Source organism: Virgibacillus sp. DJP39, from assembly GCF_049310925.1.
GTDB lineage: Bacteria > Bacillota > Bacilli > Bacillales > Amphibacillaceae > Virgibacillus_F.
Map to the genome: position 1 here is coordinate 1 of NZ_JBMERP010000007.1, position 16,320 is coordinate 16,320.

The following is a 16,320-nucleotide window of genomic DNA, read 5'->3' on the forward strand; positions in this document are numbered from 1 at the left end:
TTATATTTTTTAGATAAATAGATTAATTCATGACATTATATAACTTTCGCCGGAAATCGATAAATTCCACAATGTCGATTGTGAGGTGGTTACCGCCTTAGCACCACCTCTAAATGCATTGTACACATCTTCCTCTGTTCGTATTAAACCACCGGCAATAATAGGTAAACCTGTATATTCATGAATTTCAGATATAATAGATGGAATAATACCAGGTAACACCTCTATATAATCTGGCCTAAATCTATCAACCATCTTTATGTTATGTTTTATTGCAAGACTATCCAATGCAAATATCCTTTGTATTGCTAAAACTTTATTCTTTTTTGCTAGAGTGATAACATTTCCACGGGTTGAAACAATGCCATCCACTTTTAATTCTCTAATTAAATACTCCACACCATATTCATCTGACTTTAATCCTTGGATCAAATCAACGTGTACAAGTACCTTTTTATTTTTTTGTTTTGAGTACCTCACTAGATTCCCAAGTTGGGAAATTCTTGTTTCTAGTAAAATAATATTTTCTATGTCACTATCAAGAACTTTATCAAAGTCTTTCATACACCTAATTGCTGGTAATACCCCTGATAATTCCACATTGCCCCCTCCTCTTTTTGACTGTCTTTCATATCTATACCAACACTTTAGATTTTATGTACGATTATTCCACAAATCTACTGAAAGCTCGTATAATATTAACTATTGTGAGAGGATTAAAAAAGCTAAAATCCGAGTGGTTCCTGTCATCACTCGGATTTTAGCTTTTTATTAATTTCAAAACCTAATTTCGCAGCACCGATTACGCCGGCATTTTGTTCCAACTGTGCTGGAATTATTTCTGTTCTGCGTCCTGTCGGGTTTAGCGCATATTCCTTCACGTACTTTTTAATTGCCAGAAAAAGTGGTTCCCCAACCTTTGCTACTCCTCCACCAATGACAATTTTTTCAGTATCAAACGTATTTATAATAGAAACACTTGCTACTCCCAGCACAAGAAAAATACGATCAATTAATGCAACAATCTCTTTATGCCCCTCAAAATAAAGGTCAAAAACCCCTTGAGTAGAAAGCGTTCGTCCCACTATCTCTGAACCCCGCTTGGCAATAGCCGTTCCTGAGGCAATAGATTCAAGACATCCATATTGACCACATGTGCATAGACCGAATGAAGGGTCGACAACTGTATGACCAATGTCACCTGCATTTCCTTTAACACCTCTAAGCAATCTACCGTCCTGAATAATACCTGCACCAATTCCAGTGCTAATAGTCATATAAACAAAGCTGTCATTGGTTTTTCCAGCACCAACCCATTTCTCGGCAAGAGCCGCCATACTTGCGTCATTTTCAAGTGCAACTGGCAAAGAAAACGACTGTTTAATAAGTTCCACTATTGGTATATCAATCCAAGTGGGCAGGTTAGGTGGACACGTAATTAAGCCGCTTTTACTATCCAGTGGCCCTGGTGCACCTATCCCTATTCCAACTATTTGATCTAGTCCGACTTGAGATTTTTCAACCAACTTAGCAATCTCCGTTGTCACATTTACTATCATTTCTTCCGGTTTAATCGATAGATTAGTTGGAATGACAGATTGAACCAGCACGCCACCATCCTGATTTACAATTGCTATAGCAATTTTCGTTCCACCAATATCTATTCCTATGCTATACAACCAAACTCCCCCTCTCATCATGTGAAACACATTCATTGGGGGCTTTTGATTTCGGTATATCGCACTAAATAATCTACTACCTAATATGCCCCACGAATTTCCGTATGAACCTTATCCCAGTAAAACGTTTTTAGTCTCTCTAACTCCTCAGTATTATAGTCTTGTACGGATAGCGCTTTTAGATTATCTTCAACCTGTCTGACAGTTCTAAATCCAGGTATTACACTCGATACCGCCTCGTGTTCAAGAATCCATTTTAGCGCAGCTCTAGTCATATTCCCACGACCTTCAGCTATCCATCCCACTTGATCGCTTAAATCTACACCCTTCTCAAATTCAAGTCCAGAAAAAGTTTCTCCAACATTAAATGCTTCCCCATCACGGTTGAAATTTCGGTGGTCATCTTCCTCAAACTTAGTGTCACTATTAAATTTCCCTGTGAGCAGGCCACTTGCTAGTGGTACACGTGCAAGAATTCCAACTCCACTTTCCATCGCTTTAGGAAACAACACTTCCAGTGGCTTTTGTCTAAGTAGATTAAATATAACCTGAAGTGTGCTGACATTGGTATTTTCAAGGCAAAATAACCCCTCGTCAACCGTTTCAACACTGACTCCATAATGCCTTATTTTCCCCTGTTTTTTAAGTGTTTCCAGTACGTCAAATACTTTACCATCCTGTAATACTTCCATTGGCGGGCAGTGAATTTGATACAAATCGATATGATCTCGCTTAAGTCTTCTCAAGCTATTTTCACAGTACTCCATAACCCGTTCCATCGAATAATTTTCAGGATCATGAATATCTCCGGTACGACAAAATTTTGAAGCAATATGTATGGAAGATTCCTTGCCTTTGGTTGCTTCTGCTAAAAGTTCCTCACTATGACCATCTCCATAAACGTCAGCTGTATCGAAAAAATTCACGCCTGCGTCAATTGCATGGTCCAATGCTTTTAAAGCTTCTTTGTCATTTAATTTTCCCCAGGCACCACCAATTGCCCATGTACCAAAACTTAATTCACTAATTCTCATACCTGTTTTCCCTAAATCGCGATAATTCAAATAAAACACACCTTCCTAATTTACGAACAAAGTTTAGAAGGTGTGTAAACAGGCCTTCTAAACTTTGCTCAACTTTTTTAACCTTTAACAGAGCCAGCCAGCAGTCCACGTACAAAATATTTCCCGAGAAATATATAGACCAGGAGAGTTGGCAGTGCAGCCAACAATGCACCAGCCATTTGTACGTTCCATTGGACAATCTGACTACCTGATAGATTCTGCAATGCAACCATGATCGGTTGATTTTCAGAAGTGGTAATGGTAACAGCAAATAAAAACTCATTCCAAATATTTGTAAACTGCCAAATTCCTACCACCACAAAGCCTGTTATCGACAGTGGAATTATAATATGTCTAAATATCCCTAAAAAGTTTGCACCATCCATTTTTGCCGCTTCTAACAACGAATCAGGAATACTGGCGTAGAAATTTCGGAACATTAAGGTTGTAATCGGCAATCCATATACCACGTGAACCAGAATAAGTCCTGGTATCGTATTATACAGTTCAATTGTCCTTAAAAATTGGATTAAAGGTATTAAAATACTTTGATAAGGAATAAACATACCAAATAAAATAATCATAAAAATTGTATTTGCACCTTTGAATTGCCATTTTGACAAGACATAGCCATTCATAGCACCAAGCAGTGCAGACAATATTGTAGCTGGAACAACTAAGTAAATACTGTTTAAAAAGTTCGGTGCCAAATTCTTGAATGCTTCACTATACGAAGCAAAGTTGATGGAAGTAGGCAGTGCCCACATTTGCTCAAGTGAAACCTCATCCAAAGGTTTTATACTTGTTACGATAATAACATAAATAGGCATTAAAAAAAGTATTGCCACAATGGTTAAAATTAAGTATTTGATTATTTTTCCTATATTTTTTGAGGCCATTAATTATCACCCTTTCTACTATTCCATAAATATGGAACAATAAAGATTGCTACTAAAAGTAACATGATAATTGCAATAGCTGCCCCGTTCGCATAATAGTGACCTCTGAATGTAGTTTCAAACATATACATCGCTGGAACATCTGTTACAAAGTTTGCCCCAGACCCAGTCATGGCATAGATCAAATCAAATATTTTCAATGATATATGTGCCATAATTATAATGACAGATATTGTAATCGGCATAAGCATAGGTAAAACTACCTTACGATAGATTTGGAACTCCGAAGCACCATCCATACGTGCAGCTTCTCTTAACTCATCTGGAATGCCTCGTAATCCTGCTAAATACATAGCCAACGAGAATCCCGTCATTTGCCATACAGCTGCAATTACCACAGCTATCATAGCAACTGGTAATCCGAATTGAATGCTTCCCCATTCAAATCCACCTAAGATGGATGTGTCCGTATACCATTTTGGTTGGATACCAAACACACTTAAGAATTGGTTGAATCCAGTCGAGGGATGTAATAACCATTGCCAAACAACACCAGTTACTACAAAAGATAATGCCATAGGGAACAAAAAGATATTTCTGTAAAAAGATTCACCTTTCAACTTTTGATCTATTAAAATAGCAAGACCCATTCCCATAGCAATAACAGATCCGATAAATAAAATGGTGAAGAAAAGTGTGTTTCTTAAATCAGCTTGAAATCTAAAGTCATTAAACAAGTATTTATAGTTTTCAAGTCCAGCAAAAGAAAAATCTGGAACGAGTGAATTCCAATTACTTACGGATACATATGCTGTCCACCCTATAAACCCATAGACAAAAAGAAGGATTAATAAAAAAGACGGGATTAAAAAAGCGAAGGCAGTCCATTGATCCTTAGAAAATTTTTTATTGCGTTTTACATTGATATTGTTTGCCATTTCAAACCCTCCTTAACCTCTGAGGTGTAAAAAAAGGTTGCCTCTACTTGTAATGAGGCAACCTCGAAAAATCGATCTTTTACATTTCCGATGAAGCATTTTTTAGAGCTTCAATGAAGTTATCCACATCACCTTGTGTCACAAAAATGTTTACAGCCTGGTTAACCTTTGTTAGGAAACCTGCAGCTGCAGCAGAACCGTGTGCAAGACTTGGAACTAAACGTGCATTTTTGAAATCTTCAATTGTATCTTTACCATACTGGTCGTATTTGGAAAGATCTGCATCCACACGAGCCGGGATTGATCCTTTCAGAGGATTAAATGCATCCTGACCTTCAACTGATCCTAAAACAGTTAGAAACTTTTTAACTTCTTCAGGATTTTCAATTCCTTTTGGTAATCCAAATGTATCAGTGATTACTACAAATTCTCCTTCTGTATCAGGAAAAGCAAAGTAACCAAAGTCCTTATTCGTTTCCATATTTAAATCATTTACAAAATATCCCTTAGCCCAATCTCCCATATTAATCATTGCAGCCTCACCATTTGCCACTAATTGAGCCGAGTCCTGCCAGTTACGGGATGCATGGTCCTCGTTTACGTATCCTAGGAACTTTTTGAACTTCTCAGCAGCTTCAACTACCTGCGCATCGTCAAGTGAAATTTCTCCTGCAAAAAGTTTCTTATAATCATCAGGTCCCAGAACACCAAGAAGTACATTTTCAAATATTTGCGTTGCAGTCCATGATTCTTTATCACCTAGTGCTAATGGTGTAATTCCAGCAGCCTTCAATTTATCTGCTACTTCAAAAAATTCATCAAATGTTGTTGGTATTTCTATGCCATTTTCTTCAAATACTTTCATATTATAAAACATAACATTTCCACGGTGAATGTTTACTGGAACAGACCAAATGTGCCCATCTGAACTTACCAGATCAATTAGTTCTTCAGGAAATTTATCCATCCATTCATTTTCCTTATAAAGATCATCAAGCGGTTCCATTTTGTCTGCCGCTACCCAGCCTTCATTTAGCTCGGCACCACCATGTACTTGGAACGTCGATGGCGGATCATCGCCCTGCATTCTTGTTGCCAGAACTGCTTTAGCATTCGTTCCTGCTCCACCAGCTACAGCTGCATTTTCAATTTCAATGTCAGGATTTTTTTCTTTAAACAAATCAATTAGTGCTAATAACCCATCTTCTTCCCCAGCACCTGTCCACCAGCTGAAGATTTCTACTTTACCGCTTGCCTCTTCTCCGCCCCCATCAGAATCTCCTCCTGATGTTTCCGAATCATTACAGGCAGCTATCACAAATACTAAAGAAAGTAACACTAAAAAACCTAATAATTTCTTCACTTGTATATCCCCCTTTGTTTTTGGTAACGCTTTCACTATTTATTATAAAAGTTCTTCCACCCAGAACGTAAATAATTTTCTGTACATTTTTACTATTTCCTTCACTTTTTAAAGATTTCCTGTTGAAAACGTTTAGGGGAATCATTAAAATGCTTTTTGAATACTCTACTAAAGTAGTTCGGATCCTTATAGCCGACCATATAACTGATCTCTTTTAAAGAATAGCTGTGTTCTTCCATCAATTCCTTGGCTCTGCTCAGACGAATTTTAGTTACATAATCAATAAACGTCTCACCAATTTCCTGTTTGAACAAGTTTGAAAAATAATTGGCACTTAGGTTTACATGTGTTGCCGTCTCTTCTAACGTAATTGTCGTGTTGTAATTATTTTCAATATAACGTTTTGCCTGCTCTATATATTGTCTGGACTGATAATACTCATTAATTCTTATACAGCAAATATTAATAAACGTCTCCCAATCCCGTATGGATTTGAGTGAAGCAATAGAGTTTTCAGGTATTGCAATTCCCTTTTTCGTTACTAGATTTTTTATTTCTATATAAAGGTTTTCTTTTTCCATTGCTGTAAATAGACTAGCATTTTCTTTAAAATAAGCAGCCGCTAATACGTTGTTCCCCTTTCCCAGTTCTGTTAGGACAATTGCAATCGTTTCAGCAGCTGCATTTCGTTGATTGCTTTGTTTCAAAAAACCATAATTACTATTTTGCTCTTTAGCTAGTTGAAAACACGCAGAATATGCCTCTTGATAAGACTTTCCAAGTTGGTCAATTCGTGTGTACGGAAATCCTATCCCAATATATACAATCCCTTTGGTATCAAGTACTATTTTTCTAGTAATTATTAATAGTTCTGCCTTCTCCACAACGTTCTGTGCCAAAACACAAACTGATAATTCATTCTCTGCGTGTAAAGTTATATAGGAATAGTCCAGATTTTTTTCAAGCGTTTGTTCAAAGGCATTAAAATCAAAAGAACCTGAAAACGTGCAGACTAAAAAGCAACCACTTTTCAAATCAGGATATAATTGACGCTGTGTTTCTTCAACACTATTGTGGGTTGGGTTTTGAATTATTTTGGTAATAAACCTTTCTTTTACCAATTGGTCTGATTGAATCTTTTCCTTGGACTGAGCCGTTTCCGCTTCAATTTCTTTTTTCACTCTGAGTAGCGCCCTTACAATTTCTTCTTTTTTTCCAGGTTTTAATATATATTCCTTTATACCAAATTGCATTGCTTGTTTGGCATATTCAAAAGAATCATATGCAGAAACTAGGATGAATTTTATCGATGGTAAATCTGCATTAATCTTTTCAATAGCTTCAAGACCACTGATCCCAGGCATTTTAATGTCCATAAAAATTACGTCAGGTGATAACTCGGTTGCAAGTTTTATCGCTTTTCTCCCGTTCTCAGCTTCACCAACTATTGTCATCTCTGAAAAATTAGTCTCAATGAATTTTCTCATTGCCTTTCTTTCTAACAATTCGTCCTCAACAATCAGAATACGCAATCTGATCAACCCTTTCCAAATCATTCATTGGCAATACCAATCTAACTGTTGTTCCTCGATTAACTTCTGACTCTATCTCAACCACATGATCTTGCTGATAAAAAAGCTGTAAGCGCCGAATTACATTTGTTAAGCCAATCCCTGTTGAGTGCCCTACATGTTCATTTGAACGGTCTGATAAGGCAAGCAACTGTCTGATTTGATTTTCTTCCATTCCAGCACCATCGTCCGTGACCTCGACCATTACTGTTTCATCAGATTGATAGATTTTTAGGCTGATAACACCGCCGTCTTCTTTCTCCTCTATCCCATGAATGAATGCATTTTCAACAAGTGGCTGTAATGTCAACCTTGGTATTAGCACGTCCAAACAAGATTCATCTATATCAAGTTTGAATACAATTCGTTCCGAAAAGCGCGTTTTTTGGATTAGGAAATAATCCTTTACTACTTCCACTTCATCACGTAACGCTACTTTACCACCTATGTCTCCTAAACTATGTCTTAGTAATGTCGCAACAGAGTCAATCAAATTTGAAGTTGACCTTGCTTCCTCGAGGTAAGCCATTTTTGACAATGTGTTTAATGTATTAAATAAAAAATGTGGATTGATTTGATTTTGTAAATGCTTTAATTCCATTTCTTTTACCAATCGGTCTAACTCAGATTTATCCTTTATTTCTTCTACAAGTCCATGAATATTTGACCGCATATTGTTAAATGTATCTGCAAGCAGCTTTAATTCATCCTTGGACTTTATTTCAACTGGTTCACCCGCTAATTCACCCCTGGAGACTTCTCTCGCAGCAAGGGATAATTTTTTTAGTGGACGGGTAATGCCGTTTGAAAACCAGAATGCAAAAAAGATTGCCAGAATGACACTGGTAACAAACAGAAATATAATGAATAAGAAAAACGAATGATTCCGTAGCTGCATGTCTTTGTAAAAGGATTGATAAGCTGTCAATTCTAAATTGATTAGCTCGAGAGTTGATTCCTGTATGTAGCTTGAGGCATTTCTGGTTTCTTCTAAATGATAGGTATAGTTTTCAAAGTCGTTCCTCATAACAAAGCCTACCGTTAATTCTGTTTCATGGATGAAGGTATCAATCAAATTCATATAGTTCTGGAGTTCTATTTTGTCAATTGTGTAAAAAGCAGATCCAAGCCTTTTCCAATCTGCAATTAATGATTTTCTGGTTGTATAATAGGCATCGGCATTTTTCTCGTTGGATTCTGTTACAAATGCTCTTGTTAGTGAATACAATTCTTCTGATTGCTGGGAAATAGAGTTCAACAGCAAAAATCGTTGGAAACTTTCATGATAAGTAGTTGTCAGCTGATTGGAGCTTACAAAAATAGATATTGCCGTAATGTAAAAAAGAAAGAAAAATACAAAGAAATATACGATTAATTTTCCGCGTATCGTTTTCATCATTTCACACCACCAGGGTCTGTAGCCATATCTTTCATTTGTATAATTTTGGTATCTGTATACTTCTTATTTTCTAAGACATTCTTAGTCTGGAGTTCTACCATCACCTCAACTGCCTTCGCACCCATTTCTTTTGGATATTGTGCGATTGTTGCATCAATAAAGCCTTCCTCAACAAGGTCCAGGGTTTCTGGTAGTACATCAAATGCAGTAATAAATATATCTTCATTCGGAGTGATTTCTCTTACAGCGTTCACAATACCAATTCCATCCAAAGCACTTGTACCAATTAACGCATTCATTTTTGGATATTGTTTTAATAAACTATATGCAGCTTGAGTTGCACCTATCTCGGTGATATTTGATTCCCTGCTATCAACAATATGAATTCTCTCAAAAGATTCGACAGCATGTTTAAATCCCGCAATACGCTCCTGCTGGTTAATAGCGTCGAACCGTCCCGTTATAATCCCAACGTATTGATCCCCAACTGTGTTCGTAATAATGCTTTTACCTGCTAACTGTCCAGCATAAAAATTGTCCGTACCGACGTAGACCTTCCGTTCACTTCTTTCAACATCTGTATCAATCGTAATGATTGGAATACCTCGCTCAATTCCTTTATGTACTAAATCAATAAACCGTTGTCCTTCAATCCCCTGTGTAATAATTCCATCAACCTTAGCAGAAATCATTCTGTCTAATAGTTTAAGCATTTTACTATTGTCGGCTTTCTTAGGCGCAACATATTCCAGGTAAACATCGTTTTCCTGTGCTGTCCGCTTCGCACCCTGTTCGATTAATCGCCAATAATCGTTATCACTTTCCTCAGCAATCAAAGCGAAATGATACGCATAATCTTTAGAAGTAACCTGTTCAGGTGCAATATAAAACGTCTTATAACCATAAATAAACATCCCCACAGTACTAATCAGAAAAAAAACAGCACATATCGTAAACCCTAATATTTTCATCGCGGTGCCTGTCACTCCCCGGTTTTTGTCGAATAAAAAAACCCCAACATACCTATTATTAATTGGTTTCTATACAGTATACCTTAACGTAGTATGAATACAATATCCGTTATTAAAGTTAATTTATAATGTGTTATACTACAACTAGTATAACGTGAAAGTTAGGAGAACACTACATGCAGCACGGAAGCTTTCAATGGATGAAATCACTAAATAAATCAATTATATTAAACAAAATCAGGCTAAGCCAACCGATTTCAAGAGCACAAATTGCAAAAGACACCAACCTAACTCCCCCGACTGTCAGTACTATTGTAAAAGAATTGCTCGTTGAAGGGATAGTGCTGGAAAGTAGGCTTGGGACTTCACAGGGTGGAAGAAAGCCTACCATGCTGGTAATCAACCATAACAATTTTTACATAATCGGAATTGATGCAGGTCCAAAGAATATTACAGTGGTATTAGCAGATCTCTCGGGGGAAATTGCCGATAGAGCATCATATGAAATTGATTCTACTATTACAGCTACCCAGTTTATTCAGCTGTTAAAGCGTAGTGCAGAAAATCTGATTAACATGCACAGCAAGCAAACAGGTAAGATCATTGGTATAGGAGTTGCTATGCATGGCGTAATCGAGATTGAAACAGGTGTTGCAATTATTGCACCGAATTTAGATCTGCATAACATCCCTATTAAACAGGAACTTGAAAATGAGTTTAACCTGACAGTGAAAGTAGAAAATGATGCACGAGCAATGGCACTTGGTGAAGCATGGTTTGGAGATAGTAAGAATGCAAAAAGCTTATTAGCTTTGAACATTGGCCAGGGTGTCGGTGCAGGCTTTATTATAGACAGTAAACTGTATCATGGTGCATTTGATCTTGCTGGAGAAGTTGGTCATATGACGATTGATATTCATGGAAAAAAGTGTGAGTGTGGAAATAACGGTTGTCTGCAAACAGTCGCATCCGGCCCCGCGATAGCTTCAAGAGCCATGGCATCCATACAGAACTCTAGTATCCTATTTGGGTTAATTAACGGCAATCCTGCAAAAACAAATGGCGAACTCGTTTATCAGGCTGCATTGGCAGGAGATAAAAAATGTGTAACTATCCTGCAAGAAGCTGGCGTATCAATTGGAGTTGGCTTAACGAATTTAATTCACATTGTCAATCCTGAGAAGATTGTGATTGGAGGCGGTGTCTCAAAAGCAGAAAAATACCTGTTACCTTCTATTAAAAAAGCAATCCAAACAAGGGCATTAACCGAAAGGGCCAAGCAAACAGAAATCTCCATTTCGAGATTAGGGGACGACGCTACTGTGTTAGGTGCAATCGCTCTCTTGCTTGTCGAAATGTTTGAGTCATCACAGCTTTAAGGCTGGTGGGCGGATTATGAAGGGTTTGACTGTAGTACCGCAATTATCGCGCATCAACTAGACAAAATCGAGCACCAGATTGTTTTTCCGAGCACTGAACATGGAAAATCGAGCACCATAAGTTTGGTGCTCGATAATTGTTGTTCAGTGCTCAATTTTCGTATTTGGTGCTCGGTTCTCGGCCGTGGGCGCTCGAAAATTCTAATCGGTGCGCGATTTTCATCCACCCCTGCCCCTCCCACCGGTTGATCAACAATTTAACCCCTACTCACCCCACAGTTCACTAATCGATCAATCCAAATTGAAAAGTTGTTGTATAGTAATATACTTCACCTTTATTCAGAATACATGTAGGAAACCCGTCACCATGGAGAGAAGCTGGAGAGGCCTGTGTTTCAAAACATACGCCTAAATGTTTACCAGATTTCCCTTCTGCCAGTTCATGCTGATCATCAAGCCCATTTCCTGAATAAACTACCACGCCAGGCTGGTCAGTTTTGATGGACATTTTTCGACCACTGGTGAAATCTTTTACAACAACTTCAGCATCACTCTTTTTATCAAAAATAAAATAATGGTCATAACCATTGCTGGCTATTTTATTTTGCTCACAATCTGATACACTTCCATCTTTTAACAGTCGGCCTTTACGAAAATCAAATACACTATCAGCAACACGAAGCTTTTTTCCGGTCGGAATTAACGCCTCATCCAATTCTAGAAATTCACAGCTGTCCAGCGTAACATGATGGTCCAATATAGTGTCCCGGAGGTTTCCACTTAAATTGAAATATGTATGATTCGTTGCAGTCAAAGCTGTTTTTTTGTCAGCCTCACCTTGGTATGTAATTGAAAAGTTATTGCTGTTGTCCAAGGTATAAATAACTTTCATTTCTAAATTTCCGGGATAGCCGTCTTCTTCATCTGCAATAAAATGAGAGAGAATTAGCCCTGCCTTACCCTCCTGTTTAAAAGTTTCAACATCCCAAACCACTTGATGAAAACCTTTATCTCCACTATGTAATTGATTCTTTCCATCATTTGCTTGAAGCTGATATACATGCTCGTCGAGTGTAAATGAGGCGTCCTCCACCCTACCAGCAACTCTTCCGATTAACGCTCCAAAAAAATTAGGGTTACTAATGTAGTCCGCATAGTCACGATAGCCTAAAACAACATTTTCAACATTACCGGATTGATCGGGAGTTAGAATTTTGGTAATTACGCCACCATAATTCAAACAACTTACTTCCATTCCATTGTCGTTTACTAATGTAAACTCCTCCCATGATACTTTTTTCACCGAAATTTCCCGCTGCCTAATTTCCAAGATGTCACTCCTTTTCATTCAACGTATTGATAAACTTTCTAAAAGCCTTTTGTCCATCTGGGGTTTGTTTAAATACTCCAGCATCTTCTAATACACGCGTGAATTTTTTACCAACCTCATCGTGCAAAATACTATCTATATTTTTATATGTAGCTGTTGATCTGTATTTTATTTTTAAATACTGTGCCCATTCCATGTGATAATCTGTTACTGTTGTTGTTTCACCTAGTATAAATGATTTTATTTCTTTTAATTCTCCCATTAACCTGGCGGGTAAAACAGCGAGCCCCATGACTTCGATTAAGCCAATGTTTTCTTTCTTTATGTGGTGCACATCTTGATGTGGATGAAAAATCCCAAATGGATGCTGCTTTGTGGTTCGGTTATTACGAAGAACAAGATCGATTTCCATTTTTTCATCAATAAACCTTGCAATCGGTGTGATCGTGTTGTGTGGTGTTTCATTTGAAAAAGCCTTGATCTCCACAGATTCATCACTATATGTTTGCCAATGCTTTAAAATATGAGTTGCTGCATCAACGACTTCCGTTCTATTTTCTCCCTTTAGACGAATAACAGACATCGGCCACCTAATAACAGATGCCCTTACTTGTTTAAAGTCATTTAATGAAAATGCAAATGCCTCACGCGCATGAACCATGGCAAAACCATACCGACCGCCCTGGTAATGGTCGTGACTTAGTATGGAACCACCGACGATAGGTAAATCGGCGTTCGATCCCATAAAATAGTGGGGGAATTTCGCCACAAATGCTGTTAATCGATCAAACGTCCCTCTGTCCAGTTTCATGTCACGGTGCTCTTTGGCAAACAAAATACTATGTTCATTGTAATACATATATGGCGAATACTGCAGATACCAGTTTTCTCCCTGCAAAGGTACACCGATTATCCTGTGATTGGACCTGGACGGGTGCCCTGTCCGCCCTACGTACCCTTCATTTTCTCTACATAACAAGCAGGTGGGGTAACTAATTGGCTGCTTTATTTCTCGTTCCCGTTTCAATTGTTGGGGGTCCTTTTCAGGTTTTGACAGGTTAATGGTAATGTCCAGGACACCGTATTCTGTTTCTGATTTAAAATGAATATTATTGCTTAGTCGCTTCATTTGGATATAGTTACTATTTTTACTCAACTCGTAAAAATAATCCGTAGCGCTTTTGGGAGACTTCTGGTACAACAGATTAAACTGTTCATTTATAAGTGAAGGCTTTGACAAAAAACAATTCATAATTTTAGCTGAAAGTATATCTTTTTCATCCAATACATCATCAATAACATCTTTGCTAACCGCAAAATCAACTATCAATTCCAGCAAATCGGGAATAGACAACTCGGTCTTGACTGGCTCTGCATCTTTAAAATCATTCAGTTGCAAAAGACCAATCACTTGGTTGCGAACATAAATAACGTCACCTTGTTCAATTAATTTTTTCTCTAATCCCTTGGCAATTAGCTGTGATACGATCGAATAGATATCCATTTGCTATAACACCTCATGAGGTCGATACCCATTAGGATGTGTATTATGCCAAACCCAGGCATCTGTTATTATTTTATTAATGCACAAGCGCGATGGACGCCACTTTAGAATTCGTTTGGCTTTTTCAGATGATGCTATTAACACACTTGGATCGCCTTTTCGTCTAGGGCCAATTGTAACTGGTATTTCTTCTCCCGTTACCACTCGGGCAGAATTAATAATCTCTCTAACAGAAAAGCCCTGGCTGCTGCCCAGATTAAAAATGTCGCTCTCCCCGCCTTCCTTTAAATAAGTGAGAGCCAGCAAATGGGCATCGATTAGGTCTTCTACATGTACATAATCTCTAATACATGTTCCGTCCTTCGTATCATAATCGTCACCAAAAATCGTTATGCTTTCCCTTTGCCCTAACGCAGTTTGTAAAACTAATGGTACTAGATGCGACTCAGGGGTGTGATCCTCCCCGATTCTTCCAGATTCTATGGCTCCTGCCACATTAAAGTAACGCAAAGAAACAAACTTGATTCCATATGCCTGGTCACACCATTTCATTATTTTTTCCATAGTTAATTTTGTTTCACCATAGGCGTTAGTTGGATTTGTTGGCTCGCTTTCAGTAATAGGTATAACGTTAGGTTCACCATACGTCGCTGCTGTTGAGGAAAATACAATTTGCTTAACGTCATATTCATTCATAACCTGTAGCAAAATCTGTGTGCCATACACATTGTTACCAAAATACTTTAGTGGATTTTCCATTGATTCACCAACAAGCGAATTGGCAGCAAAATGAATGACAGAATCGATTGTTTCTTTTTCAAATACTTCTCGCAAAAAATCTACTTCCCGAATATCTCCCTGATAGAATGTTACGTCCTGATGAACTGCCTTCCGATGTCCAGTTTCGAGATTATCAACGACCACCACATCCTGGCCTTGTTCCATTAATTGACAAACTGCATGTGAACCAATATATCCTGCTCCACCTAAAACTAATACACGCATCAAATCACTCCTTCAGTACTATTTCTCTCGCACCATCACTAATTGTTGGTAAATAAAAAGTAGCATCATAACCTATTTGATCATTGTAAATCCGGTTAACATTTTCCTTAAAATCGTCTACTTTTCCCTTTAGCACAAGTGCAATCGCACACCCACCAAATCCAGCTCCAGTCATTCTAGCCCCAAGGACCCCCGGTTGCTGCCATGCTGCTTCGACTATTGTATCAAGCTCTACCCCCGTTACCTGATAGTCATTCTTTAGTGATTGATGGGATTCATTCATTAACTGACCAAACGATTGTAAATCACATTCTTTTAAAACCTCAAGCGCTTTTATTGTTCGAGCATTTTCATAAACAGCATGATTTGCTCGTTTTCTATCAACCTCATTATCTATCAAATAGCGATGTTGTTCAAATTGATCGGTCGTTAATTCACCTAGCGTTGTTATATTTAAACTTCTTTGCAAATCACTCAGTGCGCGTTCACACGCTAGCCTTCGCTCATTATACGCAGAACCAGCAAGCTCTCGCCTTTTATTTGTATGAATGATTACAATGACATAATCCTCAAGTTGAAGTGGTGCATACTCAAATGCCAGTGTCTTGCAATCTAATAAAATAGCATGATCCTTCTTGCCTTTGCCTATCGCAAATTGATCCATAATTCCACTTTGCACACCTATGTACTTATTTTCAACCAATTGACCCAGCTGAATCATCCGTATACGATCAATTTCAAGCAGGTAAAGATTTTCCATGACTACACCAGTTACCATTTCAATCGACGCTGACGACGATAAGCCGGCACCATTGGGGATGTCACCAAAATAAAGAATGTCAGCACCAGTTGTAATCGAATGGCCTTCATTTTTCAAAAATCGGATCATTCCTTTTGGATAATTCGCCCATGCTTGACTCTCCTGGTAATCAAGATCAGAAAGCTTACATTCCATTACACCCAGCTCTGGAAAATTCATTGAATAGAATCGAAGCGCGTCGTCTTTCCTCTTCGCTGCCACGGCGTATGTTCCAAAGGAGATTGCAGCAGGAAATACATTTCCACCATTATAATCGGTATGCTCCCCAATTAAATTTATGCGTCCAGGTGCAAAGAATACTCTCGGATCAACTTGTCTATTAAAGATAACGGCAAACTTCTTTTTTAACCTGCTTATATCCATAAAAACCCTCCTACATACGTGTTGAAAAAAACTTA

At 38.0% G+C, this 16,320-nt stretch carries 14 protein-coding genes; 1 reads left to right on the plus strand and 13 read right to left on the minus strand.

The window, feature by feature from the left end; genetic code table 11:
• Positions 1 to 27 precede the first annotated feature (27 nt).
• The 9 genes from ACOI1D_RS04290 to ACOI1D_RS04330 form a co-directional block, all read right to left on the minus strand.
• Positions 28 to 600 carry a glycerol-3-phosphate responsive antiterminator gene (locus tag ACOI1D_RS04290; protein ID WP_422499511.1) on the minus strand — a complete coding sequence of 191 codons (573 nt, stop codon included), beginning with the start codon at positions 598 to 600 and terminating at the stop codon, positions 28 to 30.
• Between the two features lie 149 nt (positions 601 to 749).
• A complete protein-coding gene (locus tag ACOI1D_RS04295) occupies positions 750 to 1,679 on the minus strand; it encodes an ROK family protein (RefSeq protein WP_422499512.1) in 930 nt (309 codons plus the stop codon).
• A gap of 80 nt (positions 1,680 to 1,759) precedes the next feature.
• Complete coding sequence (locus tag ACOI1D_RS04300) at positions 1,760 to 2,743, minus strand: aldo/keto reductase (protein ID WP_422499514.1); 984 nt, start codon at positions 2,741 to 2,743, stop codon at positions 1,760 to 1,762.
• A 77-nt stretch (positions 2,744 to 2,820) separates the two neighbouring features.
• Entirely contained in the window at positions 2,821 to 3,642 is an 822-nt protein-coding gene (locus ACOI1D_RS04305; protein WP_422499516.1) for a carbohydrate ABC transporter permease, read from the minus strand.
• Positions 3,642 to 4,580 carry a carbohydrate ABC transporter permease gene (locus tag ACOI1D_RS04310; protein ID WP_422499518.1) on the minus strand — a complete coding sequence of 313 codons (939 nt, stop codon included), beginning with the start codon at positions 4,578 to 4,580 and terminating at the stop codon, positions 3,642 to 3,644. The genes ACOI1D_RS04305 and ACOI1D_RS04310 overlap by 1 nt, the downstream gene beginning before the upstream one ends.
• A 79-nt stretch (positions 4,581 to 4,659) precedes the next feature.
• Positions 4,660 to 5,943 carry an ABC transporter substrate-binding protein gene (locus ACOI1D_RS04315; protein ID WP_422499520.1) on the minus strand — a complete coding sequence of 428 codons (1,284 nt, stop codon included), beginning with the start codon at positions 5,941 to 5,943 and terminating at the stop codon, positions 4,660 to 4,662.
• A 101-nt stretch (positions 5,944 to 6,044) separates the two neighbouring features.
• Positions 6,045 to 7,475 (minus strand): response regulator, encoded by a 1,431-nt coding sequence (locus tag ACOI1D_RS04320; protein WP_422499521.1) that lies wholly within the window; start codon positions 7,473 to 7,475, stop codon positions 6,045 to 6,047.
• Entirely contained in the window at positions 7,456 to 8,913 is a 1,458-nt protein-coding gene (locus ACOI1D_RS04325; RefSeq protein WP_422499522.1) for a histidine kinase, read from the minus strand. Before ACOI1D_RS04325 ends, ACOI1D_RS04320 begins: the two co-directional genes overlap by 20 nt.
• Positions 8,910 to 9,827: a sugar-binding protein gene (locus ACOI1D_RS04330; RefSeq protein WP_422499523.1), complete on the minus strand. Its 918-nt coding sequence runs from the start codon at positions 9,825 to 9,827 to the stop codon at positions 8,910 to 8,912. Before ACOI1D_RS04330 ends, ACOI1D_RS04325 begins: the two co-directional genes overlap by 4 nt.
• A gap of 233 nt (positions 9,828 to 10,060) precedes the next feature.
• Here ACOI1D_RS04330 and ACOI1D_RS04335 point away from each other — a divergent pair, with 233 nt between their 5' ends.
• On the plus strand, positions 10,061 to 11,263 hold the full coding sequence (locus ACOI1D_RS04335) for an ROK family transcriptional regulator (protein ID WP_422499524.1): 1,203 nt from the start codon (positions 10,061 to 10,063) through the stop codon (positions 11,261 to 11,263).
• Between the two features lie 283 nt (positions 11,264 to 11,546).
• Here the strand turns inward: ACOI1D_RS04335 and ACOI1D_RS04340 are convergent, their stop codons facing one another.
• The 4 genes from ACOI1D_RS04340 to ACOI1D_RS04355 are packed head-to-tail and all read right to left on the minus strand — an operon-like array spanning position 11,547 to position 16,285.
• Positions 11,547 to 12,566, minus strand: a complete 1,020-nt coding sequence (locus ACOI1D_RS04340; protein WP_422499525.1) for an aldose epimerase family protein — start codon at positions 12,564 to 12,566, stop codon at positions 11,547 to 11,549.
• Between the two features lie 31 nt (positions 12,567 to 12,597).
• On the minus strand, positions 12,598 to 14,097 hold the full coding sequence (galT, locus tag ACOI1D_RS04345; protein WP_422499526.1) for a UDP-glucose--hexose-1-phosphate uridylyltransferase: 1,500 nt from the start codon (positions 14,095 to 14,097) through the stop codon (positions 12,598 to 12,600).
• 3 nt (positions 14,098 to 14,100) lie between these two features.
• Entirely contained in the window at positions 14,101 to 15,102 is a 1,002-nt protein-coding gene (gene galE / locus ACOI1D_RS04350; RefSeq protein ID WP_422499527.1) for a UDP-glucose 4-epimerase GalE, read from the minus strand.
• 4 nt (positions 15,103 to 15,106) lie between these two features.
• Positions 15,107 to 16,285, minus strand: coding sequence for a galactokinase (locus tag ACOI1D_RS04355; protein ID WP_422499528.1), 1,179 nt, complete (start codon positions 16,283 to 16,285; stop codon positions 15,107 to 15,109).
• Positions 16,286 to 16,320 lie beyond the last annotated feature (35 nt).